Raw genomic sequence first — 26680 nt, 5'->3', positions numbered from 1 at the left:
GATCGGGTTGACCACCTACTACAAGGAGGCCGCATGGGGGGTGTGGCGCCGCGAGGCGGCGATCGTCCCGGCGGTCTACGTCGACGCCGTGGCCTCGGCCGGAGGGACGCCGCTGCTCCTGCCCCCCGTCGGCCTGGACCCAGAGGTGCTCGAGGTGCTCGACGGCCTCGTCCTCATCGGCGGCGCCGACGTGGAGGCCGCGCAGTATGCCGCCGCCCCCCACCCGAGCACGGCCGCGGAGCCGGTCCGGGACGCCCCCGAGCTGGCGCTGGCCCGTGGCGCCCTGGAGCGGGGCGTGCCGCTGCTCGCGATCTGCCGCGGCGTGCAGGTGCTCAACGTCGCCCTCGGCGGCACCCTCGACCAGCACCTGCCGGACCGACTGGGCCACACGGCATACCAGCCGAGCCCGGGGGTGTTCGGGGAGGTGACCTTCCGCACCGAGCCCGGCTCACGGGTCGCCGCGGTCCTGGGTGAGGAGGCGGCGTCGCCGTGCTACCACCACCAGTGCGTGGACCGGGTCGCCGACGGCCTGGTCGTCACGGCGCGCTCGGCGGACGGCGTCGTGCAGGCCCTGGAACCCGCGGGAGAGGACACCTGGGCCATCGGCGTGCAGTTCCACCCCGAGGAGAACCCCGCCGACCGCCGCCTCTTCGCGGCTCTGGTCGCGCAGGCCACCACGAGAACCGAGCGAGAGGAGAGCAGCACCACATGAGCACGACCGATGTCATCAACCCGGCCACCGAGGACGTCATCACGACCCTGGAGCTGGCCGACGAGGCCGAGGCCGACCGCGCGATCGAGGCCGCCGCGCGGGCCTTCGGGACCTGGCGCCGGGTGAGCCCGGCCGACCGGGCCCGGCTGCTGCGCAGGTTCGCCGCCGCCGTCGACGAGCACCTCGAGGAGCTCGCCGCGCTGGAGGTGCGCAACGCCGGGCACACGATCGGCAACGCGCGGTGGGAGGCGGGCAACGTCCGCGACGTCCTCACCTACTTCTCCGGCGCCCCCGAGCGGCCCGGCGGCGAGACGATCCCCGTCGAGGGCGGGGTCGCGATGACCTTCGCCGAGCCGCTGGGCGTCGTCGGCGTCATCGTGCCGTGGAACTTCCCGATGCCGATCGCCGGCTGGGCGATCGGCCCCGCGCTCGCGGCGGGCAACACCGTCGTGCTCAAGCCGGCCGAGCTGACGCCGCTGACCGCGCTGCGCCTGGCCGAGCTGGCGCTCGAGGCGGGGATCCCGGAGGGCGTGCTCCAGGTGGTGCCGGGGCGCGGGTCCGTGGTCGGCGAGCGCTTCGTCACCCACCCGCTCGTGCGCAAGGTCGTCTTCACCGGGTCCACGGCCGTCGGCAAGCGGGTCATGGCCGGGTGCGCCGAGCAGGTCAAGAGGGTGACGCTGGAGCTCGGCGGCAAGAACGCCAGCATCGTCTTCGCCGACGCCGACCTCGACGCCGCCGCGGCCGCCGCGCCCGGCGGGTCCTTCGACAACGCCGGCCAGGACTGCTGCGCGCGGTCCCGGTTGCTCGTGCAGGCCGACGTGCTCGACGACTTCCTGACCCGGCTGGAGCCGGCCGTGCGGGGCTTCGTCTGCGGCGACCCGGCGCAGGAGGGGACGGGGATGGGTCCGCTCATCTCCGCGGGGCAGCGCGAGAGCGTCCGCGGCTACCTCGACGGCGCCGACGTGCTCATCGAGGGCAGCGCCCCGACCGGTCCCGGCTTCTGGCAGGCCCCGACCGTGCTGCGCTCGCGCAGCGAGACCGACCCAGCCTTCACCGAGGAGATCTTCGGCCCGGTCATCTCGGTGCTGCCGTTCCGCGACGAGGCCGACGCGCTGCGGATCGCCAACGACACGGCATACGGGCTGAGCGGGTCGATCTGGACCCGTGACGTCGGCCGCGCCCTGCGCGTCTCGCGCGGCCTGGAGGCCGGCAACCTGTCGGTCAACAGCCACAGCTCGGTGCGCTACAACACGCCGTTCGGCGGGTTCGGGCAGTCGGGGCTGGGCCGGGAGCTCGGCCCGCACGCACTGGACGCCTTCACCGAGACCAAGACCGTCTACATCGCCACCGGCGAGTGAGCACAGGGAGTGAACCCATGAGCAGCACGATCGACCTGACCCAGCGCCTGGCCGGGAGGGTGGCCGTCGTCACCGGCGGAGCGAGCGGGATCGGCCTGGCCAGCGCCCGTCGGCTCGCCGCGGAGGGGGCGCGGGTCGTCCTCGCCGACATCTGCGGAGAGGAGGTGGGCGGCCCGCTGGCGCAGGAGCTGGGTGGGCTCTTCGTCCAGACCGACGTCACCGACGCCGAGCAGGTGCAGCGCCTCTTCGCGACCGCCAAGGAGACCTACGGTTCGGTCGACATCGCCTTCAACAACGCCGGCATCTCCCCGCCCGAGGACGACTCGATCCTCACGACGGGGCTGGAGGCGTGGCGTCGGGTGCAGGAGGTCAACCTCACGAGCGTCTACCTGTGCTGCAAGGCGGCGCTGCCGCACATGGTCGAGCAGGGGCGCGGGTCGATCATCAACACCGCGTCCTTCGTCGCCGTCATGGGTGCGGCGACCTCGCAGATCTCCTACTCCGCCTCCAAGGGCGGGGTGCTGTCGATGACCCGCGAGCTCGGGGTGCAGTTCGCCCGCCAGGGCATCCGGGTCAACGCCCTGTGCCCCGGGCCGGTCAACACGCCCCTGCTGCAGGAGCTGTTCGCCTCGGACCCCGAGCGGGCCCAGCGCCGGCTGGTGCACGTGCCCATGGGCCGCTTCGGTGAGCCGGAGGAGATGGCTGCGGCCGTGGCCTTCCTCGCCAGCGACGACAGCTCGTTCATGACGGCCTCGGAGTTCCTCGTCGACGGTGGGATCAGCTCGGCCTACGTCACCCCGCTGGCCGACTGAGCGCGAGAGCCGGGGTGGCGGCGCCTACGCTCACCTCATGGCCGAGGGTCACGCCGTCCACGGGATGGCCGCGCGGGTGCGCCAGCTGGTCGGCCAGACGGGGCGGTCCTCCGGTCCGGTGACCGAGGTCTTCGACCCGGCCGTCGTCGACGGGTCCGCCGTGGCGGGAGCCGAGGCGCACGGCAAGCACCTGCTCGTCCACCTGGGCGAGTCCCGGTGGTCGGGGCACTTCCACCTCGGTATGCACGGTCGCGTCTCGGTGCGTCGTCACCGGCGGGCCCTGGGCGAGGACGGGCTGCCCCGCACCGACCCACCGGTGCCGGAGGGGTTGGCCTGGAGGTTCCTCACCGGGGCGTTCCTGCTCGAGGTGACTCGACCGACGGTCTGCGAGCTGCTGGACGCCGAGGGGCTGGCCGCGCTGCATGCCCGGCTCGGTCCCGACCCGCTGCGCGACGACGCCGACCCCGAGGTGGCGGTCTCGCGCCTGCACCGCTCACGACGGGCGTTGGGGGTGCTGCTGCTCGACCAGGGCGTGGTCTCCGGCATCGGCAACGTCTACCGCGCCGAGCTGCTGTGGCGGGCCAGGATCGACCCGCACTCGCCCGGCCGCGCCGTCCCGCCGGAGGCGCTGCAGACCCTGTGGCAGGACGCGATCGACCTCATGACGGTCGGGCTCGGGGCGGGCTGGATCGTCACCGACCCCGGGCAGCTCACCGACGCGCGCGACCTGCTCACCCGCGGCGAGCCGGTCCCCCGCTGGCCCAAGCGCTACGCCGTCTACCTGCGCCGCGGCCGACCCTGCCCGCGCTGCGGCGAGACGGTCCGTGCCGAGCGGATGGGGTTGCAGACGGCCTACTGGTGCCCCGGCTGCCAGGTGCTGCACTCCTGAGCGGGATGCGGTCGCTCCGCGGGCCGGTGCCGCGTCAGGGGGCGCGGACGACGAGGGTGTCGGCGAAGCCGTCGACCGGCTCGGCGTCGGGGCTGCTGACGAAGGCGTAGTCACCCTCGGCCTCGGGGGCCGAGAAGGTGATGAAGGTCCGGGCGGGGACCTCGACGTCGAAGTCGGCGTCGCCGCGGGCCTCGCCAGCAGCGTCGTCCGCGCCGAGCGCGGTGATGGTCGCGGCGTCGTCGCTGCTGTTGTAGACCGTCACCACCTGCCCCGGCCGGACGGTCGCGGCGACGTGGAAGCGCTCGTCGTCGATGAGGATGGCCACCGACAGGTCGCCGTGATCGTGCCCGCTCATGTCCTCGACCAGCGGCTCGTCGCCGGCGTCGGGCTCGTCCGCCTCGCCGCCCCGCTCCTCCGCCGCGGACGACGGGCCGTCCTCGGGTGTCTCCTGCTCCCCGCCCGCGTCGGCTGCCGCCCCCACGCTGCTCGTCGTCGTGCCGCTCGACTGCGGGGAGGGCGCCGCCGAGGCACCGAGCGCGACGGACACGGTGATCGTCAGGGCCATGAGCGCCACCTCGACGACACCGAGTCGCACGAAGGTCCACGGCCTCCCTGCCTCCAGTGCGGGGAGCGTGGCGCGGCGGTGCTGCCAGCCGATGAGTCCGAGAGCGGTCAGCAGGACGGTCTTGACGGCCAGCAGTTGTGCCCATCCCTCACCCAGCCAGGACCAGGACGGCACCCCCGCGACCAGCAGGGCGGCGATGACCCCGGAGATGAGCAGCAGCGCGAGGCACGTCAACGCCACCGCGCTGAACCGGCGGACCGCGTGGACGCTCTCGACGCGGCCACGGCCATACATCAGCAGGGCGGCGAGCCCCCCGACCCACAGGCTGGCGGTGACGACGTGCACCGAGAGGGCGACCACCGCGGGCACGTGGTTGCCCGCCGCCGCGGAGTGGCCGGCGAGGACCCCCGGGATGGTGACGGCCCCCAGGGCGGCGACCAGCAGCAGGCCGGCCGCCGCCCGGAGGGCGGTGGGCCGCCGGGTCAGCAGGGCGCTGCCGACGGTGACGACGACGAGCAGCAGGCCCACCCAGAGCGCGGACCGGCCGGCCGGCAGCTCAGTGAGCACACCCAGGACGGACTGGGTGGACAGGCGTCCGACCGGGACGCCGTAGATCGTGCTGGCGGTGAGCACGAGAGCCACGACCTCGGCCACCACCCACCCGGCGGCGGTCCACGTGGTGGCGTGCAGCGCCCGCAGTGCCCCTGCCGAGGGCGCGGCGCCTCGCGACGGAGCGAGGACCGCGGCGAAGAGGAGCTGGCCGATCGTGAGGACGGCCAGCACCCGGGTGGACAGCTCGGCCACCGGGAGTCCCCACCCGGTGACCGGTCCGGCATCGGGCAGCCCCGCGGGAGCGGGGCTCGGCGCTCCTCCCCCGACGACGAGCGCGAGGACGAGGACGCCGACGAGGAGGGCGCCGGCGACGGCACCCACGCGACGACGGGGGAAGGCGGGTCCGGTCAGCGGAGCCCGGGCGGGGCGGACCGGCGGCTCGGTCGGTGCGGCGTCCCCCTCGTCGACCACGCGGGCGGACCCGCGCGAGGTGTTCTCCACCTCCCCGACGGTACGCGCGGCGTGCCCGTCCGGGTCGTGGGCTCGGGGCGGGGTCGTCCCCTCGAGGGTCGATCGGCTCACGGCTCAGGCCTCGCGGGCGTAGACGATGATGTTGTCGTCGTAGTGGCCGGTGTCGTCGTCGAAGGTGCCGGCGCAGGTGATGAGGCGCAGCTCGGGGCCGGGGGTGTTGCCGTAGACGGCCAGGGTGGGGAAGGCGTCCTTGGGGAACTGCTGGAGGTCGTAGATCTCGAAGGTCGCGGTGGTGCCGTCGGCACGGTCGACCTCGACGGTGTCACCGACCTGCAGGAGGGCGAGGTCGAAGAAGACGGAGGGACCGGCGGCGCCGCTGACGTGGCCGAGGACGACGGCCGGGCCGGGCTCGCCGGGCCGGGGGGAGCCGTCGTACCACGCGGCGGAGTCGTAGTCCTCACCCTCGGGGACCTCCAGTGCGCCCTGGTCGTCGAGGCCGAGGTGGAGCAGTTCGGAGGTCACCCCGATCGCGGGGATCGACACCGACACCGGCTCGCCCACGGGCGGAGCCTGCTCGGGCTCCTCGGGGTCCTGGCGGTCCAGGCCGGAGTCCTGCACGGCAGGTTCGCGGGAGTCCTGCACGGCTGGGACGTCGGTGTCCACGGTGGCAGGCATCGGGAGGGTGCGGGGCGACGCGGTGTCGTCGCCGGACGTGCTGGCGCGTGGGACATCGGCCAGCGAGGGGGGTCGCGCGGGTTCGGGGCCGGCGACGCCGACCGCGACCGCGGTGCCGCCACCGAGCATGAGGCCGATCGCGGCCAGGGTCGGCAACAGCGGACGGTGACGTCGGGCGGCGCGGTGGGTACCGCGCTGCCCGACGTCACCGGTCTTCATGAGGAGAGCCTGGTGTCAGCTCTGCTCGGCGGTGCGGCGACGGGCCAGGACCAGCGCGCCTCCGACCAGGGCAGCGCCACCAGCAGCAGCGAGCGCGATGTTCTGACCACCATCGGTGGCCGCACCGGTCTCGACGCCACCACCGGGCATCTCATCCATCTGGGAGACCTCGACGACACCACACAGGGCCGGGTCGGTCGCCTCACCAGGCAGCGAGGGGTCCAGATCGGACGCGCCACGCTCGCCCTCGTCGTAGGCGCCGCTGCCGTCGTGGTCCACACCGTGGACGACGACGACGGCCTCACCATCGGCGAGCGCGTCAGCGGTCTCCTGGTCGACCTCGACGCCACCACGGGAGTAGCTCACGTCGTCACCGACACCGAAACGGTCGACCGCCAGGCCGGAGTCCGGGGTGGTGTCACCCTCGGTGGTCAGCGAGACCTTGATGCCACCGTAGGACGGGGCGCCCTCGGTCGTGGTCAGGAAGCCATCGCCATCGGCGTCGTCCTCAGCGGTCGGGCACATGTTGGCCGCGTCGCCGGCGTAGTGGATGTGCGCGGCGTGCGGGGCGTCAGCCAGCAGACCCTGGTAGGCCAGGGTGAAGTCCAGCGTCGTGCCATCCAGCGTGATCATCGCCGAGCCCGAGCCCGGAGCGTCGTTGACAGGCACCGGCTGAAGGTCAGCCATGCCCTCGGTGTGACCAGCAGCCAGCGCAGGGCCAGCAGCCATCAGCAGCACCGCTGCACCGGCGGCGGGAGCGGCCAAAAACTTTCGGGAGATCTTCATCGAGACATCATCCTTCTGATCGGACCCGCAGCACGCAACCGTTGCGCACCGACAGGCAATGTCGACCCTGTGGGTACCAGGGCTCGCAACTGCTATTCGGGACCGACCTCGTGAACGGATTGGAGGTCGACGAATCTTTTTCGGACTTTTCCGTCCGACCGTGGCGACGCCGCAGCCACGGCGGGCACGACGCATACTGGTGCCCCGGCTGATGAGGGTGACTCACCGCGTCCGCGACGACCACGAGGAAGGTGGGCACCGATGCCCCGTGACGCAGCGGCCCTCGCCGCCGGGTATGCCGAGGGCTCGCTCTCCCCGGTCGATGTCGTCGCCGAGATCCAGCAGGTCATCGAGGCGCGGGAGCCCGAGCTCAACGCCCTCGCCGTCCGCGACGACGTCGAGGACACCCTGCGACAGGCGCAGGCCGCTGCGCAGCGGTGGGCGACGGGTCGGCCGCTCGGACCGCTGGACGGCGTCCCCGTCACGCTCAAGGAGAACCTCGCCCGCGCGGGCGTCCTCATGACGGCAGGGTGCGCCGGCGCGACGCCGGTGGTGCCGGACGTCGACTCACCCGTCGCCCGCCGGTGCCGCGAGGCCGGGCTGATCGTGCTCGGCTCCACCGTCATGCCGGACTGGGGCATGCTCTCCTCCGGCGTCTCCAGCCAGCACGGCATCACCCGCTCCCCGCTCGACCCGACCTGGACGACCGGCGGGTCCAGCTCGGGGGCCGGAGCCGCGGCGGCCGGGGGCTACGGCCCGCTGCACGTCGGCACCGACATCGGCGGCTCGATCAGGCTGCCGGGCACCTGGCTCGGCCTCGCGACCCTCAAACCCAGCGCCGGGCGCATCCCCCTGCACGCGCCATACCTCGGCCGCGCCGCCGGACCGATGGCCCGCACCGCGCGTGACTGCGCCCTGCTCATGGCGGTGCTCTCCGGCCCCGACCCGGTCGACTGGACCTCGCTGCCGCGGGAGGAGATCGACTGGAGCGACGCCCGACCGCACGTCCGCGGGCTGCGGGTCGCCCTGTGGACCGAGGCGGGGTATGGCGTCGAGGCCGACCCCGAGGTCGTCGCCGCGGTCGAGGCGGCGGCCGGACGACTGGCCGACGCCGGCGCACAGGTCGAGCCCGTGCGTCCCTGGCTGACCCAGGACCTGCTCGAGGGGGTCAACAGGTTCTGGCAGGCGCGGTCCTGGGCGGACTTCAGCCGGCTCACGCCGGACGCGCAGGGGCGGGTGCTGCCCTTCATCGCCGACTGGGTGAGCGGCGCCCGCGACCTCACCGGGACCGAGGTGATGGACGCCTACCACTGCTTCGCCGAGGTGCAGGCCCGCACGTGCGCCGCCTGGGCCGCGGCGGGCGACCCCGACCTGCTCCTCTCCCCCGTCGCCCCGGGCGTGGCCTTCCCCGCCGAGCAGCCCATGCCCTATCCCGACGACGGGCGGGGCATGTGGCACATCAACTACACGATGCCGTGGAACATGACCGGCCAGCCGGCCGGCACGGCGGCCGTGGGACTCACGGTGGAGGGCAAGCCCCTCGGCGTGCAGGTCGTCGGGCGGTCCTTCGACGACCTCGGCGTGCTGCGCGGGATGTCCGCGCTGCACCAGCCACCCCTCGGCTGACCGACGCGACCCACCTCCCGGGGCCCCGGGCGGCCCCCTCAGGGGTGTGCGGCGCGCCAGTGCTCGACGACGACGCCGGAGGGGATCGGCTCGACGGCCTCCGCGCTCAACCAGCAGGGCCCCGGCGGGGCACCCTGGAGTCGGGTGAGGCCGCTGCTACGGGTGACCTGCGCCTGCACGCCGCTCGCCGAGTCGTCCGTCCACGTCTCGCAGCACAGCTCCGGCGCGTCCACGTGGGCCGGCCACGGACCCCAGGGGAGCCGCCTGACCCAGACCGGCCGCTGCAGCAGCACCTCGGCCCTGGCCCGTGCGACGACCTCGGCCGGTGGCCGCCCGAGGTGGACCCGGGGGTCGTGCACCGCATGCTCCGCGGTCTCGTCCGCCCCCGTCAGCCACACCCCCACGTCGCCCTGCCGCAGCACCGACTCCACCGCGAGCACGACCTGCCCGTGCGTCCAGCCCCGGACGTCGAGGCGCACGACGACGTCCGGCTGAGGGTAGGTCCAGCCGCGGCCGCGCACCAGCGGGTGGGGAAGCAGCCGGGCGAGGCGGGCGGTCTCGGCGTTCTTGACCCCGCTCAGGCCGGCGGCTGTGCCGTCCACGCGGCCCGCGACGTCCGGACCGTCGTGCCAGGCCACCGCGTCCGGCACGTGCTGCATGGCCGCCCCCGCCAGCCAGCACCGCCACGCAAACTCCCAGTCCTCCCCGCCGTAGCCGGTCAGGTCGCCCTCGAACCCGCCCACGGTGTCGAGCACCGCACGGGACACGCCGAGCACGGCCCCGATGACGAAGCGGAAGGACGTGTCATCGGCGACCTGCAGGTCCTGCGTCTGCGCATACCCCTCGGCCAGCCACGCGGGCGCCGGAAGCTCCGTGGTCGGGGGCCAGCGCCCCTCACCGCGCAGGTCGGCGTGCCGACGCCGCCCGACCGCGAGGGTGGGCCGGACCCGGCACGCCTGCTGCAGGGCGGCGACGTAGCCGTCCTCGGGCACGGTGTCCCCGTCGAGCAGGATCACCACCCGCCCCGTCGTCACCCTGAGGCCGAGGTTGCGGGCCGCCGCGAGCCGGAAGCCCTCGTCCGGCTGGCGCAGCACCCGGATCCGCCCGAGCGCCCCGTGAGGGGCGGCCGGCAGCCTGGGCGGCCGCGGCGAGCCGTCATCGGCCACCACCAGCTCCAGACCACCCAGGACCCCTCTCTGGGCCCCGAGGCGATCGACGAGCAGGTCGAGCATCTCCTGGTCGCGGTAGTACGGCACCACCACCGAGACCGCGGGCTCCCGGGCCAGTTCCGAGACCAGCCGTCCCGCCTCCCCCCAGGTGGGTCCGAGACGGACGTCGGGGGGCAGCCAGGTCGGGTCCGTGCCCTCCGCCGAGCACGCCCGGACCAGGGCGTCGGCGAGCGCCGGGGCGAGCCGGTCGGCAGAGACCGGCTGCACGGCCCCGGGCAGCCGGGCGTCGAGCTCACGGGCGTAGCGCGAGTCCAGCAGCAGCGGCCGTCGTCCCGCGGCCAGCCAGGTCGCCACCGAGCCGGAGGCGGACACGTGCCGGTGCGCCGCGACAGGCACCGTCGCCGTGGCGAGCAGACCGGGCAGCCGCTCGTCCGGGACGTAGCCGGTGCTGTGCCAGCGCACCCCCCTGTCCCGGGCACGCACCGCCAGCTCCTCCAGGAGGTCCTCATGCCCCTGGGACGCGCCCCCGAGGTTGACGACCTCGATCGTCCGGCCCTCCAGTCGCGGGTCCTGGGCCGCCAGCGCCGCGGCGTCGACCACCTCCTCGAGCCCCTTGCCGGGGTAGACGAACCCCAGGGTGACGATGGTGAGGGCCTGCGACCGGGTCACCGGCGAGGGAGGCCTCGGCGCGGCGTCGGTGTCGGGCTCGACCGGCAGCGGCGCCACCACGGTGCGGCCGAGCACGGCGCGGGCCGCGTCCGGGCGGGCCCAGCGCAGCGCCGCCGCGAGGAGCAGCCGCTCGTGCGCGCTCGCCACCACGACCGTGTCCGCCGAGGCGGCCAGGGAGGCATAGAGCTGGCTGCGTGCCCGCCGGTGGCGGCCGTCCGACCGCTGCGGCAGGTCGTGCAGGACCACCAGCACCCGGGCAGCCCCCCGCAGCACCCGGTGCCACACCTGCATCCCCTGGGCCGGCGAGGACGCCAGCAACCGGTCGGTCACCTGCGCGACAACCACCCGCCCGGCGACGGCGTCGTCGGGGAGCTCGTCCAGCCGGTCGCACCGCAGGAGCTCGGCCTCTCCCAGGTGCGGGTGGACACCGAGCGCGTGCCGCACGACGCCGTGCTCCACCGGCCCGGGCACGAGGTGGACCAGCGGCAGGGTCACGCTCGCCAACCCCACCGCCGCAGCAGGTCCTCCCTCTTCTCCATCCCCACCTCGACGACCCGAGGATGGCGTGCGTAGAACTCCTGATGCGCCGCCCCCACCTCGTCGTCGGAGAGCGCCTCGCCGTCGACCAGCCACCCCTCGCGAGGCTCCCCCGGCAGGTCGAGCGCCTCGAGGACGCTACGCGACAGGGGGGTGGCCACGGAGGCGAGCAGCACGCGGCCCGGGTCCTGGACGGCCTCCCCCGAGCCGGGGCGGACCCCCTCGAGCACCCGACGGGCCAGCGCCAGCAGCACCTCGTTGCCAGGATGGTCGACCGTCCTGCCCGCACCGGCACCGCTGGCGCGCACGACGTCGCTGATGCGCAGGCTCTGCTGCGCCCGCTCCCGGCGCTCGAGCTCGGCCAGGGAGGCGGCGGCGACCTCGCGCACGAGCTCGGCCGGCGCCTCCCACGGGCCGTCCCACCCGGCGGCGCGGCCCAGCCGCCGCACGTCGTGGTAGGGCACCACCGGCGGGTCCTCGATCTCCGGGTGGCGCACCAGTACCTGCTCCGGGTAGAGCCCGCTGAAGAAGTAGTTGGGTGCGCGCACCACGCGCGCCTGCGGTCGCAGCCGCGTCGCGACCTGGGAGGTGCCGAGCGGCATACCCCGGTAGTCGTCGGCCACCGACTGGGCGACGAGGACGTCCACCCACGCCAGCAGGCGGTCCAGGTGGGGCAGGTCCGCCTCGTCCAGCTCGTGCACCGGCGGCATCCGCACGCTGTCGAGGACACCGGCGGTGTCGAGTGCGACCCTGAGGGCCTCGGCCTGGCAGTTGCCGAAGACCGCGAGCCGCGGGCGCCCGGTGGCAGGGAGCTCCTCCAGCCCGTAGAAGCCGCCGTAGTGGCGGCGCCGTCCGTCCTCGCTCACGGTGGGCTCCCTCCGTCGATCCGTCGTCCGTCGATGACACCGGCATACACCTGGGCGTGCCGTCGCGCCAGCTCGGCCCGTTGGGCGGCCCGCGCCTGCGCACCCGGGCGGGCGGGGGGTCCGGCTGCGCAGAGCGCGAGAAGGTCGACGAGCCGGGACGGGAGGGGCGCCTGGTGCGGAGGCCCCCAGGCGATCACCATCCCTGCACCCTGCTCCTCGAGGTGGCCGACGTCCGGTGAGAGCACCCAGGTGCCCAGGTCACGACACGCCTCGACCCAGCCGGAGTGCGTCGCCCAAGCATAGGGCAGCACCGACACGTCCACCGCCTGCAGGGCGGCCCACAGCTGCACGTTGTCCAGGCGCGGACCCACCAGCACCTCCACCCCGGGCGGCGGGTCGTCGAGCAGCCGACGCAGCAGCCGGGCGAGCGCCTCGTCGTGGCGGGTGAAGTCCGGGTCCAGCACCTCGGGGTGCGCCCGGATCTCCAGCACGGCGGGCCGCCCGGTCCGGGCCGCCAGGTGCGGCACCGCCTCGAGCAGCGCCGGCAGGACACGCATCGGCGTCACGTTGGTGCGCAGGCTCTTGAGGTGCATCCCGATGCGCAGCTCCTCGTGGACCGGGCGGGGCCGGTCGAGCAGGTCCATGGGGACGACGTGCGGGTGCGGCAGGACGAGGGGCCGCCGGCCGTGCTCCCGCTCGACGCGCTGTGCCGCACCCTCGCTGAGGGTGAGCAGGCCGTCGGCGCGCTCGACGAGCAGGGCCAGCTGCTCCCGATGGTGCCTCTGGTCGTGCAGGTGGGGATGGTCGACGTCGTGGACGGTGTGGACCAGCGGAAGACCCAGGTCGGCGAGCGCATCCAGCCAGGCGCGCAGCTCGGGGAGGCTGCGCCCCTCCACCCCGAAGTGCACGTGCAGGACGTCCTGCTCGTGGGCGTGCTCGCGCACCCACGCCTCCTCCAGCGCAGGATGTGGCCACCACTGACCCGGAGGCGCACCCGGCACCGGCGGGTCGGGGAGCACGGCCACAGCAGGCGCGGAGGCGGTCGACGGCAGCGCGTGGACGTGCTCGACGTAGGGATGGGCTGCAGGGACGTGCCGCACCCGCACGCCGCTCACCGGCTCAGGGACCATCGTCTGGACCCGTCCCCCCTCGACGCGGGGCTGGCCCACCGCGCGCCGGGGTGGGCGACGACCACGACCTGCACAGCACGAACCTCCAGGCATCCGGTGGGGCGGGGTGACGTGGGTGTATGCCTGCACCAGCAGGCTCGCCCAGCGCAGCTCAGTCTGGACCCTAGGTCGAGACGCACGGCTGCGCCGCCTGGACTGTCACCTGGCGACGGCACGTCCCTGACCGGGTCGTGATCGGGGTGGCCGGCCACGATGTGACGCGCGCCGTCACCGGTCCTAGGCTGAGTGGCATGTCCCAGTCGGTCGAGGTCGTCGTTGTCGGAGCCGGGCTCGCGGGGCTCACCTGTGCCCGCACCCTGCAGGACCACGGGGTGGGGGTGCGCGTGCTCGAGGCGGCTGACGCGGTCGGCGGACGCATCCGCACCGACGAGGTCGACGGATTCCTGCTCGACCGCGGATTCCAGCTGCTCAACCCGGCCTATCCGATGGTCCGCTCCGACGTCGACCTCGACGCGCTGGCGCTGCAGCCCTTCCGCGCGGGCCTGGCCTGCCGCAGCGACCGGTCGGACTCCCTGCTCGTCATGGCCGACCCCCGCCGCGAGCCCCAGCTCATCGGGCAGACGATGCGCTCGGGCAAGCTGCACCCCGCGGCGCTGGGCTCGCTGGCCCGGTGGGCCGCGCCCGCCCTGCGCGCCGACTGGGCCCTGCACGGTGACCGGGAGGACGTCTCGCGCCGCGAGTCCATGGACCGGGCCAACTTCCACGGGCCCCTGCGCCGGGTCGTCGACACCTTCCTGGCCGGGGTGCTCCTCGAGGACGACGGCAGCACCTCCACCGCCTTCACCCACCTGCTCACCCGGATGTTCGCCACCGGCCGACCGGGCCTGCCCGAGCGCGGCATGCAGGCCTTGCCGGAGCAGCTGGCGGAGACACTGCATACCCCTGTCGAGCTCGGCACCGAGGTCGTCTCCGTCAGCGGCGGCCGGGTGCGCACGGCCGGCGGCGAGGACATCGGCGCCGACCTCGTCGTCGTCGCCACGGGAGCCGAGGCGGCGACGGCCCTGACCGGACGCCCGAGTGCCGGGGGCAAGGGCGTGACGACGCACTGGTACGCCGTCGAGCAGGCCCCCACCGACCTGTCGCTGCTCGTCATCGACCAGCGCGAGAAGGCCGGCCCGGTCATCAACACGGCGGTCATGAGCAATGCCGCGCCGTCCTACGCCCCGGCCGGTCGCCACCTCGTGCAGGCCAGCAGCCTGCTGCGCCCCGGCCAGGAGCCGGTCGCCGACGACGTGGTCGCCACCCAGCTCGCGGGGATCTACGGCGTCCCCACCGACGGCTGGCAGCTCCTGCGCCGCGACGACATCAGGTATGCCCTGCCCGCCCAGCCCGCTCCCCTGCACGACCGGGAGGCCCTGGAGGTCGAGCCCGGCCTCATCCTCGCCGGCGACCACGTCGACACCGGGTCGATCCAGGGGGCGATAGTCTCCGGCCGCCGCGCCGCCGAGGGCTTCCTGCGGCGCCGCGGGGACCGGGCGGCACCCCTCGCCGCCGAGGCCTGAGCACCGGCTGGGCTGGACTGGTCGGGGCTGGGGAGCCCGCCAGCGCCCTCTGCGTGGTGGCTACGCGTCGCCCTGACGACCCACCCCCACCACACACCCCTGCCAGAGATCGCCCAACCCACCCCCGGGGGCGTCTCCGTGGTGGCTACGCGTCGCCCTGACGACCCACCCCCACCACACACCCCACCAGGGATCGCCTCACCCACCACAGTCAGCCGCCCCACGCGCCCGGGTCAGCCGGCCTTTCTCAGGCGGGGGTCACGTCGGACCGCGCAGGCCGGGCTGCAGGGCGTCGGGGAGCCGGTCCAGCCGCGGGCGAGGAGGGCTGCGGCGACATCGGCCGCGAGCTGGCAGGGCCGTTCCACCACCTCGAACCACCCCGCCCTCAGGATGATGTCACCGCGGCCGGCGGCCTCCCGGTCACGCCCGCGGTCCAGGTGGGCGCGGTCCCGGTGGAAGATCTCCCCGTCGATCTCGACCCCCAGCCCACGCTCGGCGTCCCGGAAGTCCAGGCGGCGCGATCGGCCACGCTCGCCCCCGTCCAGTGCGGCCTGACGCTGCATCCGCGGAAGTCCGTGCGCGCGCTCGACGTCACGGGCATACCTCACCTCGGCCACACTCTCCAGCCCCTCGTCGGCCGCGGTCAGCACCTGCTCGAGCAGCAGGCGGCGCGGGTGCCGCGGGTGATGGGCGAGCTCCTCGCGCAGCTGCCCGACCGTGACCCGGCGGCCCGCGACCGCGCGGGTCAGCCGGGCGATGATCGCGTCCGCGTCCATCATGGCGGCCACATCGAGCAGCGTCTGCGGCAGTGCCGTCACCGGTATGCCGTAGCGCCGGGCCGTCGTCAGCCGACGTCGCCGCCGTGCGCGCACCCCCGGCAGGGCGCGGGTGCGGTGGGTCCCCGCCGGCTCGGCGAGCGTGATGACCGGGGGCTGGCGATCAGTCAGACCCCAGAGGTGCAGCGCGCACTCGAGGCTGACGACCGCGCCGGGGCCGCGCGCCCTCGTCGCCGCCTCGAGCCGCTCGCGATAGGTGAGGGGCCCACCGTGCGTGACGAACACCCCGTCGAAGACCCGCTGCCAGGAACCCCGGGCCAGGAGGTGCCGGAGCCGCGAGATCGTCACTCCGCCCGCGAGGGCTTCCGTGCGCGTCGTCACCGGGGACATGCAGGCAGTGTGCCCACTCACGGCCGTCCCTCGCGGGAACTGTCCACAGGGGCCGTCGGCCGGGCTCACTGTGGTGGCTCTGGGTCGTCAGGGCGACCCACAGCCACCACGGTGAGGGCTATGCCGACCACGTGCTCCCGGCGTGGGCTGGCTGCCTGCCAACCGCTGAGCGCACGTGGGCCGTCACCGCGACACGTGCTCTCAGCGGACCGGCCTCACACCCGCGCACCGAGAGGTATGCCGTGCCCGCAGGGCAGGAGCGGGTCGCCCAGCCCGGGTTGGTCCGGGTGGTGGGTGCGCACCTGCTCCATGGACCGCGGCAGGTCGAAGGGCAGCCGGCCCCGGGCCTCGCCCTGCAGCGCCCTGACCAGCGCCGGCCCGCCGGAGCCGTAGCTCGCGACGACCGCGTCGACCGCCTCCAGCACCGGCCCGAGGACGGCGGGCCGGTCGAGGGTGACGTCGACCACGACCGGGCAGTGCTCCCGGATCCGGGCCAGCCGCACCGGCAGCCCGGGCGGGAAGTCCAGCGACCCCTGGTGGAACCACGCCTCCAGGAAGAGGTCGGAGCGCGGCTCGTGAGGGGCGGCGAGGCGGATGACGGCGAGATCGGCGTCCTCGGGCCGCTCCACGACCTCGCCCAGCGGCGCGGCATCCGCCGCCGAGAGCCCCTCGACGTAGACCCTGCGACGCCCGCCCGCCAGCGGCAGCAGCCCACCGTCGTCGGCGAGCACCGTGACCGAGGCGGCCTGCGCGGCCAGGCCGGACGCGACGACCGACTCCACGCCCACCCTCCGGTCGGCGAGGTCCTCGTCGACGAAGGGGTCGTCGAAGAGGCCGAGCTGCATCTTCACCAGGAGCAGCCGCCGCGCGGACACGTCGATCCGCTCCTCGGTGACCCGCCCGGACGCCACAAGCTCGGCCAGCACCTCGACGCACTCCTCGCCGCCGAACTGGTCGCACCCCGCCTCGAGCAGCAGCTCCATCCGGCCGGCGGCGTCGAGGTGCTCGACGCCCCAGGCCCGCGCCGGGAGCACCTGGTCGCCGACGTGGTTGTCGTTGACCAGCTCCCAGTCGGTGAGGACGACACCGTCGTAGCCGAGCTCGTCGCGCAGCAGGCCGGTGACGATCCGCCGGTTGAAGCCGAAGCCGACCTCGGGCACGTCCTCGCCGTCCAGCTCGAGCCCGATCGGTATGCCGTAGTAGGGCATCATCGCCGCCACGTCGGCCTCGATGGCCGGCAGGAAGGGGGCGAGGTGGTCGGCGAAGCGCCCTCCGGGGTAGACCTGCTCCTTGCCGTACGGGAAGTGCGCGTCCTCGCCGTCCGCCTGCGGCCCGCCGCCGGGGAAGTGCTTGGCCGTGCACGCGACACTGCCCGGCCCGAGCGGGCCCCGCTGGAGTCCCTCGAGGAAGGCCAGCCCCAGCTCGGTCACCACCTGCGGGTCCTGCCCGAAGGTATGCAGCTGCCGTGCCCAGCGCGGTTCCGTCGCCAGGTCCAGCGTCGGGTGCAGCGCCGCGCGGATGCCGACGGCGACGTACTCCGAGCGGACCGCCTCGGCATACTCCCGACACAGCTCGACGTCGCGCAGCGCGCCGATGCCCAGCGGCTCGGGCCACTGGGAGAAGGAGCCGGCCGAGAAGCTCGCGCCGGCGTTCTCGCTGAAGCCGTGCCGGGGGTCGGTCGAGATGGTGACAGGTATGCCGTGCGGCGTCTGCTCCGCCACCCGCTGGACCGCGTTGTGCCAGCGGGCGGCCTCGCCGGCCGACCCGAGCTGGTGGACGTTGAAGTGGTTGACGCGCTTGTCGACCACGACGTGTCGGGTGCCGGTCTTGCTGATCGCCCCCGGCCCGTCGAGCACGCTGCCACCCGGCCCGGACTCGATGACGGTGTGGAAGAGCAGCCCGATCTTCTCGTCGAGGTGCAGCCGGCCGAGCAGGTCGTCGACCCGCTCGGCCGCCGGCCGACGCGGGTCCTCGAAGGGGTCGAGGACGCCGTTGCGGTTGAGGTCGCGGTAGCGCACCCCGTCTGGTCCGGTGGAGAAGCCGATCTCGCTCATGCGCTGGCGCCGAACTCCTCCATGGCGAGCACCGGGCGCAGGGTGCGCTCGACCTCGCCGGTGCTGAAGTAGCGCTGCAGCAACCCACCGCCGAGCACGTTGCCGAGGGCCCCGAGGATCATCGCCTGGTCCAGGGACAGGTAGCGCGTCGCGACCTGGCCGGTCGAGGTGTTGACCGCGTCGTAGAACCCGCCCGGGCCGTAGGAGGCGAAGTCGGCCTCGATGGCGACGAGGTTGTCGTAGGACTGCGCCGGGGCGTGCATCATCGCGAGGAAGGCGGCGTGCGGGGTGACGACCCCCTGGCCGTAGTCCGGCTCCGGCTGCCCGTGCACCCGGTCGGTGCGCTCGACGTCGGAGAAGTAGCCCTCCGGGTTGAGCCCGAGGGCGTCGACGCCCCACTCGGCATAGCCGCCCGCCGGGTGGCTCGCGGGCGAGAAGCCCCAGTAGTCGTACTCCTCCAGCCCGTGGGCCCGCTGCACCGCGACGTGGTTGGGGTGGTTGCGGCCCCAGGCGTCCGGCGCCCAGGTCTCCTCGGGCACGAAGACGTTGGGCATGAGCTCCTCGAACATCGAGCCGCCCCAGCCGGGCACGGTGCGGTGGCCGAGGTAGTCGTGCGCGCCCTCGAAGACGTCGACGCCGAGGTAGGTGCGCCACTGCCCCACCGGGGGCATCTCCGGCCAGGTCCACTCCGGCGGGAAGGTCCGCCACGCCTGGAAGTAGGCCTCCGGCGGCACCTGGCCCTTGATGATGCCGAGGTAGGTCGTGATCCGGGTCTCGGAGACGATCGTGTCGTAGTGGTGGTCGGCGGTGTACCAGACCGGCTCACCGGCGCCGATGAGGTCGCGGGCCTCGGTGCGCGGCGGGGCGGTGAGGCGCGTGGGCTCCTCGAGGTAGAACCCGCCGTAGTTGAGGTAGGGCTTGGAGAAGGTCGGGTCGGCGAAGACGTCGAAGCGCATCCGGTCGAAGAGCTGACCCGCCAGGCGCGCGTTGGCGCGGTCGGCGTTGCGCACGACGAGCAAAGCGGCCCCGAGCCAGGACGCGTCGACGCTGGAGACGAAGGGCACGACCGGGTCGCCGCTCTCGGGCCAGTCGTAGATCACCGAGCCGTCGCGCGGGTCGTACCAGTTGAAGTACATCCCGCTCGCGGTGTGGTGCTCCATCCCCTGCAGCGTGCGCAGGGTCCGGCGAATCCGGCGCGTCGCCTCGCCGGGTGTGATGATGCCGAGGTCGCGGGCCACGACGGCCGACCAGAGGTAGCCGCCGATGTTGGTGGGCGAGGTGTAGACCCCCGCCGTCGCCAGGTCACCGGTGATGTTGTCGGAGACGAGCCCGGTGTCCTCGGGGGTCATGGCGACCATCGAGGCCCAGGTGTCCCGGGTCCAGCGCCAGAGGGTGTCGGCGTCGGTGCCCACCGGCGCCGGGCCCGGTCGGCCGGGTCCGCGGGGTGCCGCGAGGGCGCCGGTCGGCAGGCCGAGGGCGAGGCCTCCCGCGAGGCCGCCGGCCAGCACGGTGCGGCGGGCGAGGGGGGTATGACGTGCGTCGAACGGGTGCATGGGTGCTCCTTCTGGGGTGGTCGGGCTACTTGATCCCGGTGGTGGCAATCCCTTGGATGAACCGCCGCTGGAAGATGAGGAAGACGGCCAGGACCGGCAGGACGACGATCGTCGCTCCGGCCATGAGCAGGCCGTACTGCTGCTCGTTCTGCCCGGTGGAGTAGAGCGCGAGCGCCACCGGGAGGGTGTAGGTGTCGTTGGTCTGCGCCACGACCAGCGGCCACAGGAAGTTGTTCCAGCTGCCGAGGAAGGTGAGGATCCCCAGCGTCGCCAGGGCAGGGGTGAGCAGCGGCAGGATCACCTGGAAGAAGATGCGGAACTCGCCCGCGCCGTCGATCCGGGCGGCCTCGACGAGGTCCTTGGGGAGCCCGAGGACGAACTGCCGCATGAGGAAGACCCCGAACGGCCCGACGAGGAAGGGCAGGAACAACCCCGGGAGGGTGTCGACCAGACCGAGGTTGGCGACGAGGACGAAGAGCGGCACGAAGGTCACGACGCCGGGGATCATCAGGGTGCCGAGGATGAGGGCGAAGACGAACTTCTTGCCGCGGAAGCGCAGCATCGCCAGGGCATACCCGACCATCGAGCAGAAGAGCAGGTTGCCGGCCGTGACGACGACCGCGACGATCGTGGAGTTGGTGAAGTAGGTGCCGAAGGACAGCCTGCTGAAGAGCTGGCGGAAGTTGTCGAGGGTGGGGTTCTGCGGCCACCACGTCGGGGGGATCTGGCGCAGCTCGGCGTTGGTCTTGAAGGACCCCAGCACCATCCAGATGAAGGGGGTGATGACCACGAGGAGAGCCACCGTGAGGACGAGGTAGAGCCACCAGCGCGAGCGCATACCGACCGAGGTCATCGCTCAGTCCTCCTTGTCCGAGAGGAAGCGGAACTGCACGGCGGTGACGATCGCGATGACGAGGAAGATGAGGTAGCTCAGGGCCGCGGCATACCCGTAGTTGCCGTAGCTGAACTGCTGGTAGGTGTACATCGACGCCGAGATGGTGCTGTTGAGCGGGCCACCCTGGGTCATGACGAAGGGCTCCTCGAAGAACTGCAGGTAGCCGATCGCCGTCGTGACCGAGACGAAGAGGATGGTCGGGCGCAGGATCGGCACGGTGACGTTGCGGAAGCGCTGCCAGGCGTTGGCGCCGTCGATCGCGGCGGCCTCGTGCAGCTGCTGCGGCACCGACTGGAGCCCGGCGAGGAAGATGATCATCGCCGTCCCGAAGTTGCGCCAGGTCGCCATCGCGATGAGCGAGGGCATCGCCCACGTCGTCGACCCCAGCCAGTTGGGCCCGTCGATGCCGACCCAGGACAGCACGGTGTTGACCAGGCCGCTGTCCGGGTGCAGCAGGAAGCGCCAGACGACGGCCACGGCGACGATCGAGGTGATGACCGGCGTGTAGAACCCGAGCCGGTAGACCGCGCGGAAGCGGGTGATGCCGGTGTTGAGCGCGACCGCGGCGGCGAGCGCCACGGTCATCGTCAGCGGGACGCCGATGAGCACGAAGTATGCGGTGTTGAGCGCCGCCTGCCGGAAGACCGGGTCACCGAAGGCCTTGGCGTACTGCTCGACGGCGACGAAGTTGACCTGGAAGGGCGTGCGCAGGTCGCGGTTGGTGATGTCGGTGACGGAGAAGAAGACCGACTGGATCACCGGCCAGGCGGTGAAGACGGCGAAGAGCAGCAGGAAGGGCAGCGTCAGCAGCCATCCGGCCCGTTCCTCGCGCGCCGCACCAGGGGCGCGCGAGGAACGGGACCGCGTGGCGTCACGGGTGCCCTGGGGGTCGCGGCGGCGCGACCCGGTCACGAGACTCATGGGAGCTTACTGCCCGGTGCCGATCGAGTCGGCCTGCTGCTGGGCGGCCTGGAGGGCCTCCTCGCCGGAGAGGCCCTGCTTGGCGACCTTCTCCATCTCGGCGTCGAAGGCGGCCGCGACCTGCTCCCAGGTGGGGAAGGACGGCGGGGCCTGCGCGGTGGTGAGCTCCTCGCCGAACTTCGCGAGCTTGGCGTCCTCGGTCAGCGCCGGGTCCTCCCAGGCGGACTGCACGGACGGGAGCGCGCTGGTCATGTCGTACCACTCCACCTGCGTCTCGGGCTGGGTCAGCCAGTCGACGAGCGCCCAGGCGGCGTCGCGGTTCTCGGTGTCGGCGAAGACGCCGAGGTTGGAACCGCCGATGAAGGAGCTGGACTCGCCGCCGTCCGCGGCGGGGACGGGAGCCACGTCATACATCTCGCCGAAGCTGTCCTCGCCCGCCTCGGCGGCGAAGTCCTCGACGATGCTCATCATCCAGGGACCGGAGATGAACATCGGGACGCTGCCGTCGGTGAAGGTCGCCTCGGTCTGGCCCTCCGGGGGGTTGGCGTCGGCGATCTCGTCGGTGAAGAAGCTGCCGAAGTAGTCGACGGCGGCGACGGTCTCGGGGGTGTCGAGGGTGTAGGCGTCCTCGGTGGCGATCTCGGCGCCGCCGGACCAGGCGAAGGGCACGACGGTCTGCCACGAGCCGGTCTGGCCCGGCTGCAGGCTGATGCCCCAGTCGACACCGTCCTGCTCCTGCAGGGCGGCGGCCATCTCCTTGAAGCCGGCCTGGTCGGTCGGGACCTCCTCGAAGCCGGCCGCGGCGGCGATGTCGGAGCGGTAGTAGACCATGCGGGTCTCGACGTACCACGGGACGCCGTAGGACGTGCCCTCCACCTCGGTGGTGCCCTGGGCGCCCTCGAAGAACTTCGTCGTGTCGATCGACCCGGGCGTCGGGTCCAGCGCGTCCATGCCCGCGAACTCGCCCATCCACGTGGTGCCGATCATGGCGACGTCCGGGGTGGTGCCGGCGCTGATGGAGTTGACGAACTTGTCGTGCGCGGAGTCCCACGGCACCGGGGTGACGTTGACGGTGACCTCGGGGTATGCCTCCTCGAAGCCCGCGACGAGGTCCGGGAGGGCCTCGCCCTCGGCGCCCATGGCCCAGACGTCGAGCTCGCCGGACAGGCCCTCGGTCGAGACCGCCTCCCCGGTCTGCGGGGCGGCCTCACCGGCCGAGCCGCCGTCGTCGCGACCGCAGCCGGTCAGGGCGAGGGCGGTGGTGGTCGTCAGGGCGACCAGCAGGGTGGAACGTCGCATGGAGACTCCTTTGTCGTCGTAAGCGCTTACATGCCTGAGCCAGAAGATACACGCTCCACCGCAGGGGCACAAGGGGTCAGGAACAGCCGCAGGACTGCCGGATGACCGGCCGCGTGGGGAGGACGTGCTGCTCGGGGGCCGAGTCACGGTCCTCCAGCAGGGCCCGCATCCGCACCGCGACCTCCCGGCCGAGCTCACGGACCGGCTGGCTCACCGTGGTCAGGCCCGGCGTGACGTAGCGCGCAGCCATGACGTCGTCCCAGCCGGTCACGCTCATCTGCTCGGGCACCCTGACCCCGGCCGCGAGGAGCCCGCGCATCACCGACAGGGCGAGCTCGTCGTTGGCGCAGACCACCCCGTCCGCCTCCGGGCCGCCGTCGACGAGCAGGGACACCACCCGGGGGCCGCCGTCCTCGCGGAAGGTCGCGGGCACCGGCTCGGCCGCCGCGAGACCGGCCGCCTCGTGCGCGGCGACGAAACCGGCATACCTCTCCTGCACGTCGTCGGCGAACTCCGGTGACCCCACGAAGCGCAGCGCCCGCCGCCCGTGGACCTCGATGAGGTGGGTGGTCAGCGCCTGGGCACTCCGGAGGTTCTCGGTGCTGAAGCTCTCGACCGACTCCTCGTGGCTGTTGGCCAGCCCCAGCACGGGCAGCTTGGCCCGCACCGCGGCGACGGTGCCGGGCGACACGGGCACCGCACCCATGAGCACCATGCCGTCCACCCGGCCGGCCAGTCGGCGCACGAGCAGGTCGACGTCGTCCTTGCCCTCGGTGAGGAGCACGACGACGCTCGCGCCCCCCTCGGCCGCCCCCTGCTCATACCCCGTGAGCAGGTCGGCGTAGTAGGGCCCGCCCAGCTCCGGGAGCACCAGGCCGTGCGCCTCGTGCGACTTGACCGCGAGCGAGCGTGCGGCGCCGTCCGGCACGTAGCCCAGCTCGTCGACGACGGCCAGCACCTTGTCGCGGGTGGCGGCGCGCACCTCCCCGGGACGCCGCAGCACCCGCGAGACCGTCGCGATGGAGACCCCTGCGCGATCGGCGACGGAGTAGATCGTCGGGCGTCTCCCCGTGCCCTGCACCATCGACAACCCTTTCACCACCGATCCACGAGCCTTCTGCAGGCTACCGCTCAGCGCTCGACCCTCCACTCAGGGCGTCGCCGGGGCCGGTCCGTCCGCACGAGTGTCGGGCTGGTGAGGCGTGGCCGGTAGAGTGCTCCGGCGGTCGAGCATGAGGGAGGCGCTGGGTGACGGTCCGTATCGATCCGGACGGTGTGATCGCGATGAGTGGTGCCACGCTGGGCGTGGGCACCAGCCTGTCGACGATCGGCGGGGACATCACGACGCAGGTCGAGAAGGTGGACCAGTGGCTGTCGGCCGCGGCGCCGGACGCCCGACGTCGGACGAGCACGCTCGCCGAGACGTTGTCGATGCTGGCCGGTGCCGCCAAGGACCACGCGATCCACTACGTCGACCACGAGAAGCCGATCCAGGAGCTGCGCGAGGCCGGCTACTGGCTCCCCGACTTCGGCAACCTCCTGCCGGACGAGGACCGCACGGTCACCGAGAACATCGAGCAGATCGCCCGGAGCGACGAGTTCGGTGCCCTCCCCCTCGGTGTCGGGCAGGGGCTGCTGGACAGGTACCGCAACTTCCGCCTCTACGTGCCCAAGGTCGACACCGTCACCGCCGCCGGGGCCCTGGACGAGCTCACGTCCCTCCTGGGGAGCGCCGACGACGTGCACGAGGGCACCAACCTGGTGCGCCGCCCGAGCGGGATCCTCGTCCCCCAGGGCAGCTCGGCAGACCCGAGGCTGCCCCGCATCAGCACCCTCACCGACGAGGCCACCTACCGGCCGGGCCCCAACGTCACCACCAGCCCGGACCTCGGCCGTCCCCCCACGTGGGCGCGCACCGGTGGCCGTCTCCTCGGTGGTGCGGGCGTCGCCCTCACCGTGTGGGACTCGGCGGCGAGCCAGTGGGAGCACGACCAGCAGTACCACCCCGAGTACAGCACCGGTCAGCGCGTCGCCTCGGCGGGCTACAACGTCGCGACCGAAGGCGGCGGGGCGATCGCCGGCGGGCTCGTCGGGGCCCACTACGGCGCCATCGCGGGCAGCTTCATCCCCATCCCCGTCGTCGGCACCGTGGGCGGTGCCCTCATCGGTGGCGCGATCGGCGCCTTCATCGGCTCCAAGGCGGGCAAGGCCGCGGGCACCGCCATCAAGGAGGCCGGCAGCGCGATCGCCGACGGGGCCAAAGAGGTGTGGGGGTCGCTCTTCGGATGACCTCCCCCGACAGCGCACTCGTCTTCTCCCCGATCCTGCTCGCCCTCGGCCTGGCGATGATCGTCGTGGGCCTCATCGCCTGGTCCGGGCGGATCCGCGCCATCATGCTCCGCTCGTGGCCGAGCAGGACCCTGCACCTGGCGCCGCTGTACCTCGGGATCGCCCTCGTCCTCACGACCCTGTCGCCGCTGGTCGGCCCGGTCGTCGGGATGGTCATGCTCGTCGTGGCGCTGGTCTCTTTCGCCCTCGGCGTGCTGGCGGTCTGGTGGCTGCCGCGCCCGCTCACCCCCCGCTGGCTGCGGGACGCCCCGTCGTGGAAGGACCCGCATGAGCACTCCTGACCTCATCGTCGAGCTCGACCCGCCCCCCGGCTGGGGCCCGATCGAGCAGGAGCCGGACGACGAGGGGACCGTCCTGCTCGCGCTGGCACCGACCGACTGGGCGGCCGACCTCGGCGTGCGCCCCAACCTCGTCATCGGCCTGGGTCCGGAGTCGGAGGAGAGCATCGGCGCCCTCGCGACGCAGACGGCGGCGACGCTCATCGCCCTCGAGCAGGGGCATCGCCTCGTCTCGTGGGACCTGTGGCGCGACGAGGGCGGTCGCCGGCTGCTGTCGACCTGGCCCTCGGGCGACGCCCTGATCTGCACCACCACGTGGATGCGCGTGGAGGAGTGCCGACCGCTGTCGGTCACCGCCACCGTGGACGCCGACCGCTACCTGCGGGTCATGCCGTTGATCGGCGCCGCCGTCGACGGTCTGCGCGTCCGCCCGACCCGGGAGGAGGACGGCCGTGGCTGAGCCCCGCACCGACCCGTTCTGGAGCGGCCAGGGGGAGGATCTCGAGGACCTCTCCCGGCTGCACGAGGCCCAGCCGTGGACCCCGGAGGGTATGCCGCTCTCCCGCTCGGCGTTCACGACGTTCGCCGCCGCGGAGGCCGGCCTCCTGCGCGGCCCCCGGGTGAGCGACGAGGCGGCGGTGGAGGAGCTGCACCACGCCGGCCTCGTCGACGGCTCCGGCCGACTCACCGAGGACGGGCGGTCGACGCATACCCTCCTGCGGTCGGCGGACCGCCGGATCCGGGTCGAGAGCGCGGCGGCAGGCGTGCCGGGCACCTACGAGGCGGCCCGGGTGCGCGGCAGCGTCGTCGTCTGGGCGACGGACTCCCCGCAGACGTGGGCCGGCACCGAGCCGGTCGGCAAGGACCGGTTGGCCTCGGCGACGACGGGCACGCTCATGTGGCTGCCCACGATGCACCTGGCGGCCGACCTGGCGGCGTGGCTGCAGGTCGGGCCGGCGTGGCCGATGGCCCTCTCCCCGGACCGCCTCCCCCGCGAGCTGGTGGCGCAACGGACCGACGACGCGACGGCCCCACCACCCTCCGGGGCCGACGAGCACCTGCGCGAGATCTGGGGCCAGCCGTGGTTCACCTGGACCCTCACCTCGGACACCGAGCACCGGGTCGCCGGCGTCCACGCCGGTCGGCACGGCCACCTGCGGCTCACCGACGAGGGCGACGAGGTGGTCCTCTCCCCGCTCCCGTCCGAGCCGCTGTTCGCCATCCTCGTGGGGATGAGCCTGCTGTGACGACGCCGGAGCAGAAGCGGGAGCGTGCGCGTCAGCTGCGCGAGGTCGCACGCACGATCAGCGACAAGGCCGAGCTGCTGGACGACGACATCGACACCCTGCTGGAGCGCTACCCCGAGAACCCCGACGGCGTCTGGTGGGGCCCGAGCGCCGCGGAGTTCTACGACGGGGTCCGCGACGTCCGACGCGACGTGCGCACCCTGCGCACCGACGTGCTCGACTACGCCCAGGACTGCCGGGACCGCGCCCAGGACCTGGAGGACCAGGCCGACACCCAGGAGGCCACCGAGGCGGGCGAGGGCTGAGCCCTCCCGCCGACC

Annotated in this window: 24 protein-coding genes; 11 read left to right on the top strand and 13 right to left on the bottom strand. The window is 73.4% G+C overall.

Annotation, left to right across the window (positions count from 1 at the left end; translation table 11 throughout):
* The first annotated feature begins 7 nt into the window (after positions 1-7).
* The 4 genes from FA582_RS00690 to FA582_RS00675 are packed head-to-tail and all read left to right on the top strand — an operon-like array spanning position 8 to position 3771.
* The gene (locus tag FA582_RS00690) at positions 8-712 is read left to right on the top strand and encodes a gamma-glutamyl-gamma-aminobutyrate hydrolase family protein (RefSeq protein WP_237707454.1); all 705 of its coding nucleotides are present in this window, start codon (positions 8-10) and stop codon (positions 710-712) included.
* The gene (locus FA582_RS00685; RefSeq protein WP_010145994.1) at positions 709-2070 is read left to right on the top strand and encodes an aldehyde dehydrogenase family protein; all 1362 of its coding nucleotides are present in this window, start codon (positions 709-711) and stop codon (positions 2068-2070) included. Before FA582_RS00690 ends, FA582_RS00685 begins: the two co-directional genes overlap by 4 nt.
* 17 nt (positions 2071-2087) lie before the next feature.
* The gene (locus FA582_RS00680; protein ID WP_010145995.1) at positions 2088-2882 is read left to right on the top strand and encodes a 3-oxoacyl-ACP reductase; all 795 of its coding nucleotides are present in this window, start codon (positions 2088-2090) and stop codon (positions 2880-2882) included.
* 37 nt (positions 2883-2919) lie between these two features.
* A complete protein-coding gene (locus FA582_RS00675; RefSeq protein ID WP_010145996.1) occupies positions 2920-3771 on the top strand; it encodes an Fpg/Nei family DNA glycosylase in 852 nt (283 codons plus the stop codon).
* A gap of 34 nt (positions 3772-3805) precedes the next feature.
* Here the strand turns inward: FA582_RS00675 and FA582_RS00670 are convergent, their stop codons facing one another.
* The 3 genes from FA582_RS00670 to FA582_RS00660 are packed head-to-tail and all read right to left on the bottom strand — an operon-like array spanning position 3806 to position 7039.
* On the bottom strand, positions 3806-5470 hold the full coding sequence (locus tag FA582_RS00670; RefSeq protein ID WP_010145997.1) for a CopD family protein: 1665 nt from the start codon (positions 5468-5470) through the stop codon (positions 3806-3808).
* Positions 5471-5473: 3 nt separating this feature from the next.
* Positions 5474-6253 carry a class F sortase gene (locus FA582_RS16845; RefSeq protein WP_147899704.1) on the bottom strand — a complete coding sequence of 260 codons (780 nt, stop codon included), beginning with the start codon at positions 6251-6253 and terminating at the stop codon, positions 5474-5476.
* A 15-nt stretch (positions 6254-6268) separates the two neighbouring features.
* Complete coding sequence (locus FA582_RS00660) at positions 6269-7039, bottom strand: CHRD domain-containing protein (protein ID WP_010149243.1); 771 nt, start codon at positions 7037-7039, stop codon at positions 6269-6271.
* A gap of 261 nt (positions 7040-7300) precedes the next feature.
* Between FA582_RS00660 and FA582_RS00655 the strand changes: the two genes are divergently transcribed.
* The gene (locus tag FA582_RS00655) at positions 7301-8665 is read left to right on the top strand and encodes an amidase (RefSeq protein WP_010149244.1); all 1365 of its coding nucleotides are present in this window, start codon (positions 7301-7303) and stop codon (positions 8663-8665) included.
* A 38-nt stretch (positions 8666-8703) separates the two neighbouring features.
* Here the strand turns inward: FA582_RS00655 and FA582_RS00650 are convergent, their stop codons facing one another.
* Genes FA582_RS00650 through FA582_RS00635 form a run of 3 tightly spaced genes read right to left on the bottom strand, consistent with a single transcriptional unit; the run spans position 8704 to position 13036 of the window.
* Entirely contained in the window at positions 8704-10998 is a 2295-nt protein-coding gene (locus FA582_RS00650; RefSeq protein WP_051125247.1) for a glycosyltransferase, read from the bottom strand.
* Positions 10995-11906: a WcbI family polysaccharide biosynthesis putative acetyltransferase gene (locus FA582_RS00645; RefSeq protein ID WP_010149246.1), complete on the bottom strand. Its 912-nt coding sequence runs from the start codon at positions 11904-11906 to the stop codon at positions 10995-10997. The genes FA582_RS00650 and FA582_RS00645 overlap by 4 nt, the downstream gene beginning before the upstream one ends.
* Positions 11903-13036, bottom strand: a complete 1134-nt coding sequence (locus FA582_RS00635; RefSeq protein ID WP_010149247.1) for a glycosyltransferase family protein — start codon at positions 13034-13036, stop codon at positions 11903-11905. Before FA582_RS00635 ends, FA582_RS00645 begins: the two co-directional genes overlap by 4 nt.
* 290 nt (positions 13037-13326) lie before the next feature.
* On the opposite strand from FA582_RS00635, the gene FA582_RS00630 reads away from it, so the two are divergent.
* Positions 13327-14598 carry an NAD(P)/FAD-dependent oxidoreductase gene (locus FA582_RS00630; protein WP_010149248.1) on the top strand — a complete coding sequence of 424 codons (1272 nt, stop codon included), beginning with the start codon at positions 13327-13329 and terminating at the stop codon, positions 14596-14598.
* 233 nt (positions 14599-14831) lie between these two features.
* On the opposite strand, the gene FA582_RS00625 is transcribed toward FA582_RS00630, so the two are convergent.
* The 7 genes from FA582_RS00625 to FA582_RS00595 form a co-directional block, all read right to left on the bottom strand.
* Complete coding sequence (locus tag FA582_RS00625; RefSeq protein ID WP_141567767.1) at positions 14832-15764, bottom strand: hypothetical protein; 933 nt, start codon at positions 15762-15764, stop codon at positions 14832-14834.
* Positions 15765-15979: 215 nt separating this feature from the next.
* Complete coding sequence (locus tag FA582_RS00620) at positions 15980-17818, bottom strand: glycoside hydrolase family 3 protein (RefSeq protein WP_010149251.1); 1839 nt, start codon at positions 17816-17818, stop codon at positions 15980-15982.
* Positions 17815-19371: a glucoamylase family protein gene (locus FA582_RS00615; protein ID WP_010149252.1), complete on the bottom strand. Its 1557-nt coding sequence runs from the start codon at positions 19369-19371 to the stop codon at positions 17815-17817. The genes FA582_RS00620 and FA582_RS00615 overlap by 4 nt, the downstream gene beginning before the upstream one ends.
* A gap of 25 nt (positions 19372-19396) precedes the next feature.
* Positions 19397-20224 carry a carbohydrate ABC transporter permease gene (locus FA582_RS00610; RefSeq protein ID WP_010149253.1) on the bottom strand — a complete coding sequence of 276 codons (828 nt, stop codon included), beginning with the start codon at positions 20222-20224 and terminating at the stop codon, positions 19397-19399.
* 3 nt (positions 20225-20227) lie between these two features.
* The gene (locus tag FA582_RS00605) at positions 20228-21187 is read right to left on the bottom strand and encodes a carbohydrate ABC transporter permease (protein WP_010149254.1); all 960 of its coding nucleotides are present in this window, start codon (positions 21185-21187) and stop codon (positions 20228-20230) included.
* Between the two features lie 6 nt (positions 21188-21193).
* Complete coding sequence (locus FA582_RS00600; RefSeq protein WP_010149255.1) at positions 21194-22486, bottom strand: extracellular solute-binding protein; 1293 nt, start codon at positions 22484-22486, stop codon at positions 21194-21196.
* A 76-nt stretch (positions 22487-22562) separates the two neighbouring features.
* The gene (locus FA582_RS00595) at positions 22563-23570 is read right to left on the bottom strand and encodes a LacI family DNA-binding transcriptional regulator (RefSeq protein WP_010149256.1); all 1008 of its coding nucleotides are present in this window, start codon (positions 23568-23570) and stop codon (positions 22563-22565) included.
* 200 nt (positions 23571-23770) lie between these two features.
* On the opposite strand from FA582_RS00595, the gene FA582_RS00590 reads away from it, so the two are divergent.
* From FA582_RS00590 to FA582_RS00570, 5 genes are read left to right on the top strand one after another with little or no spacing between them, the layout of a single operon-like run.
* Positions 23771-24775, top strand: coding sequence for a hypothetical protein (locus FA582_RS00590; RefSeq protein ID WP_141567768.1), 1005 nt, complete (start codon positions 23771-23773; stop codon positions 24773-24775).
* Positions 24772-25116, top strand: coding sequence for a hypothetical protein (locus tag FA582_RS00585; protein ID WP_010149258.1), 345 nt, complete (start codon positions 24772-24774; stop codon positions 25114-25116). Before FA582_RS00590 ends, FA582_RS00585 begins: the two co-directional genes overlap by 4 nt.
* A complete protein-coding gene (locus tag FA582_RS00580) occupies positions 25103-25573 on the top strand; it encodes a hypothetical protein (protein WP_010149260.1) in 471 nt (156 codons plus the stop codon). The genes FA582_RS00585 and FA582_RS00580 overlap by 14 nt, the downstream gene beginning before the upstream one ends.
* Positions 25566-26360, top strand: a complete 795-nt coding sequence (locus FA582_RS00575; protein ID WP_010149261.1) for a hypothetical protein — start codon at positions 25566-25568, stop codon at positions 26358-26360. The genes FA582_RS00580 and FA582_RS00575 overlap by 8 nt, the downstream gene beginning before the upstream one ends.
* A complete protein-coding gene (locus FA582_RS00570; RefSeq protein WP_010149262.1) occupies positions 26357-26665 on the top strand; it encodes a hypothetical protein in 309 nt (102 codons plus the stop codon). Before FA582_RS00575 ends, FA582_RS00570 begins: the two co-directional genes overlap by 4 nt.
* Positions 26666-26680: the final 15 nt, after the last annotated feature.

It is taken from the genome of Serinicoccus profundi (genome assembly GCF_008001015.1).
Classification (GTDB): Bacteria; Actinomycetota; Actinomycetes; order Actinomycetales; family Dermatophilaceae; genus Ornithinicoccus; species Ornithinicoccus profundi.
The sequence above is the reverse complement of the archived record's forward strand: the minus strand, read 5'-3'. Positions and strand labels throughout refer to the sequence as shown.

Bases quoted from the DNA above. Each gene is read 5' to 3' on its own strand.
- FA582_RS00660 (WP_010149243.1), bottom strand. From the start codon at position 7,039: ATGAAGATCTCCCGAAAGTTTTTGGCCGCTCCCGCCGCCGGTGCAGCG.
- FA582_RS00590 (WP_141567768.1), top strand. From the start codon at position 23,771: ATGAGTGGTGCCACGCTGGGCGTGGGCACCAGCCTGTCGACGATCGGC.
- FA582_RS00600 (WP_010149255.1), bottom strand. From the start codon at position 22,486: ATGCGACGTTCCACCCTGCTGGTCGCCCTGACGACCACCACCGCCCTC.
- FA582_RS16845 (WP_147899704.1), bottom strand. From the start codon at position 6,253: ATGAAGACCGGTGACGTCGGGCAGCGCGGTACCCACCGCGCCGCCCGA.
- FA582_RS00620 (WP_010149251.1), bottom strand. From the start codon at position 17,818: ATGAGCGAGATCGGCTTCTCCACCGGACCAGACGGGGTGCGCTACCGC.
- FA582_RS00685 (WP_010145994.1), top strand. From the start codon at position 709: ATGAGCACGACCGATGTCATCAACCCGGCCACCGAGGACGTCATCACG.
- FA582_RS00605 (WP_010149254.1), bottom strand. From the start codon at position 21,187: ATGAGTCTCGTGACCGGGTCGCGCCGCCGCGACCCCCAGGGCACCCGT.
- FA582_RS00585 (WP_010149258.1), top strand. From the start codon at position 24,772: ATGACCTCCCCCGACAGCGCACTCGTCTTCTCCCCGATCCTGCTCGCC.
- FA582_RS00625 (WP_141567767.1), bottom strand. From the start codon at position 15,764: ATGTCCCCGGTGACGACGCGCACGGAAGCCCTCGCGGGCGGAGTGACG.
- FA582_RS00680 (WP_010145995.1), top strand. From the start codon at position 2,088: ATGAGCAGCACGATCGACCTGACCCAGCGCCTGGCCGGGAGGGTGGCC.
- FA582_RS00615 (WP_010149252.1), bottom strand. From the start codon at position 19,371: ATGCACCCGTTCGACGCACGTCATACCCCCCTCGCCCGCCGCACCGTG.
- FA582_RS00635 (WP_010149247.1), bottom strand. From the start codon at position 13,036: ATGGTCCCTGAGCCGGTGAGCGGCGTGCGGGTGCGGCACGTCCCTGCA.
- FA582_RS00675 (WP_010145996.1), top strand. From the start codon at position 2,920: ATGGCCGAGGGTCACGCCGTCCACGGGATGGCCGCGCGGGTGCGCCAG.
- FA582_RS00610 (WP_010149253.1), bottom strand. From the start codon at position 20,224: ATGACCTCGGTCGGTATGCGCTCGCGCTGGTGGCTCTACCTCGTCCTC.
- FA582_RS00630 (WP_010149248.1), top strand. From the start codon at position 13,327: ATGTCCCAGTCGGTCGAGGTCGTCGTTGTCGGAGCCGGGCTCGCGGGG.
- FA582_RS00580 (WP_010149260.1), top strand. From the start codon at position 25,103: ATGAGCACTCCTGACCTCATCGTCGAGCTCGACCCGCCCCCCGGCTGG.
- FA582_RS00655 (WP_010149244.1), top strand. From the start codon at position 7,301: ATGCCCCGTGACGCAGCGGCCCTCGCCGCCGGGTATGCCGAGGGCTCG.
- FA582_RS00595 (WP_010149256.1), bottom strand. From the start codon at position 23,570: ATGGTGCAGGGCACGGGGAGACGCCCGACGATCTACTCCGTCGCCGAT.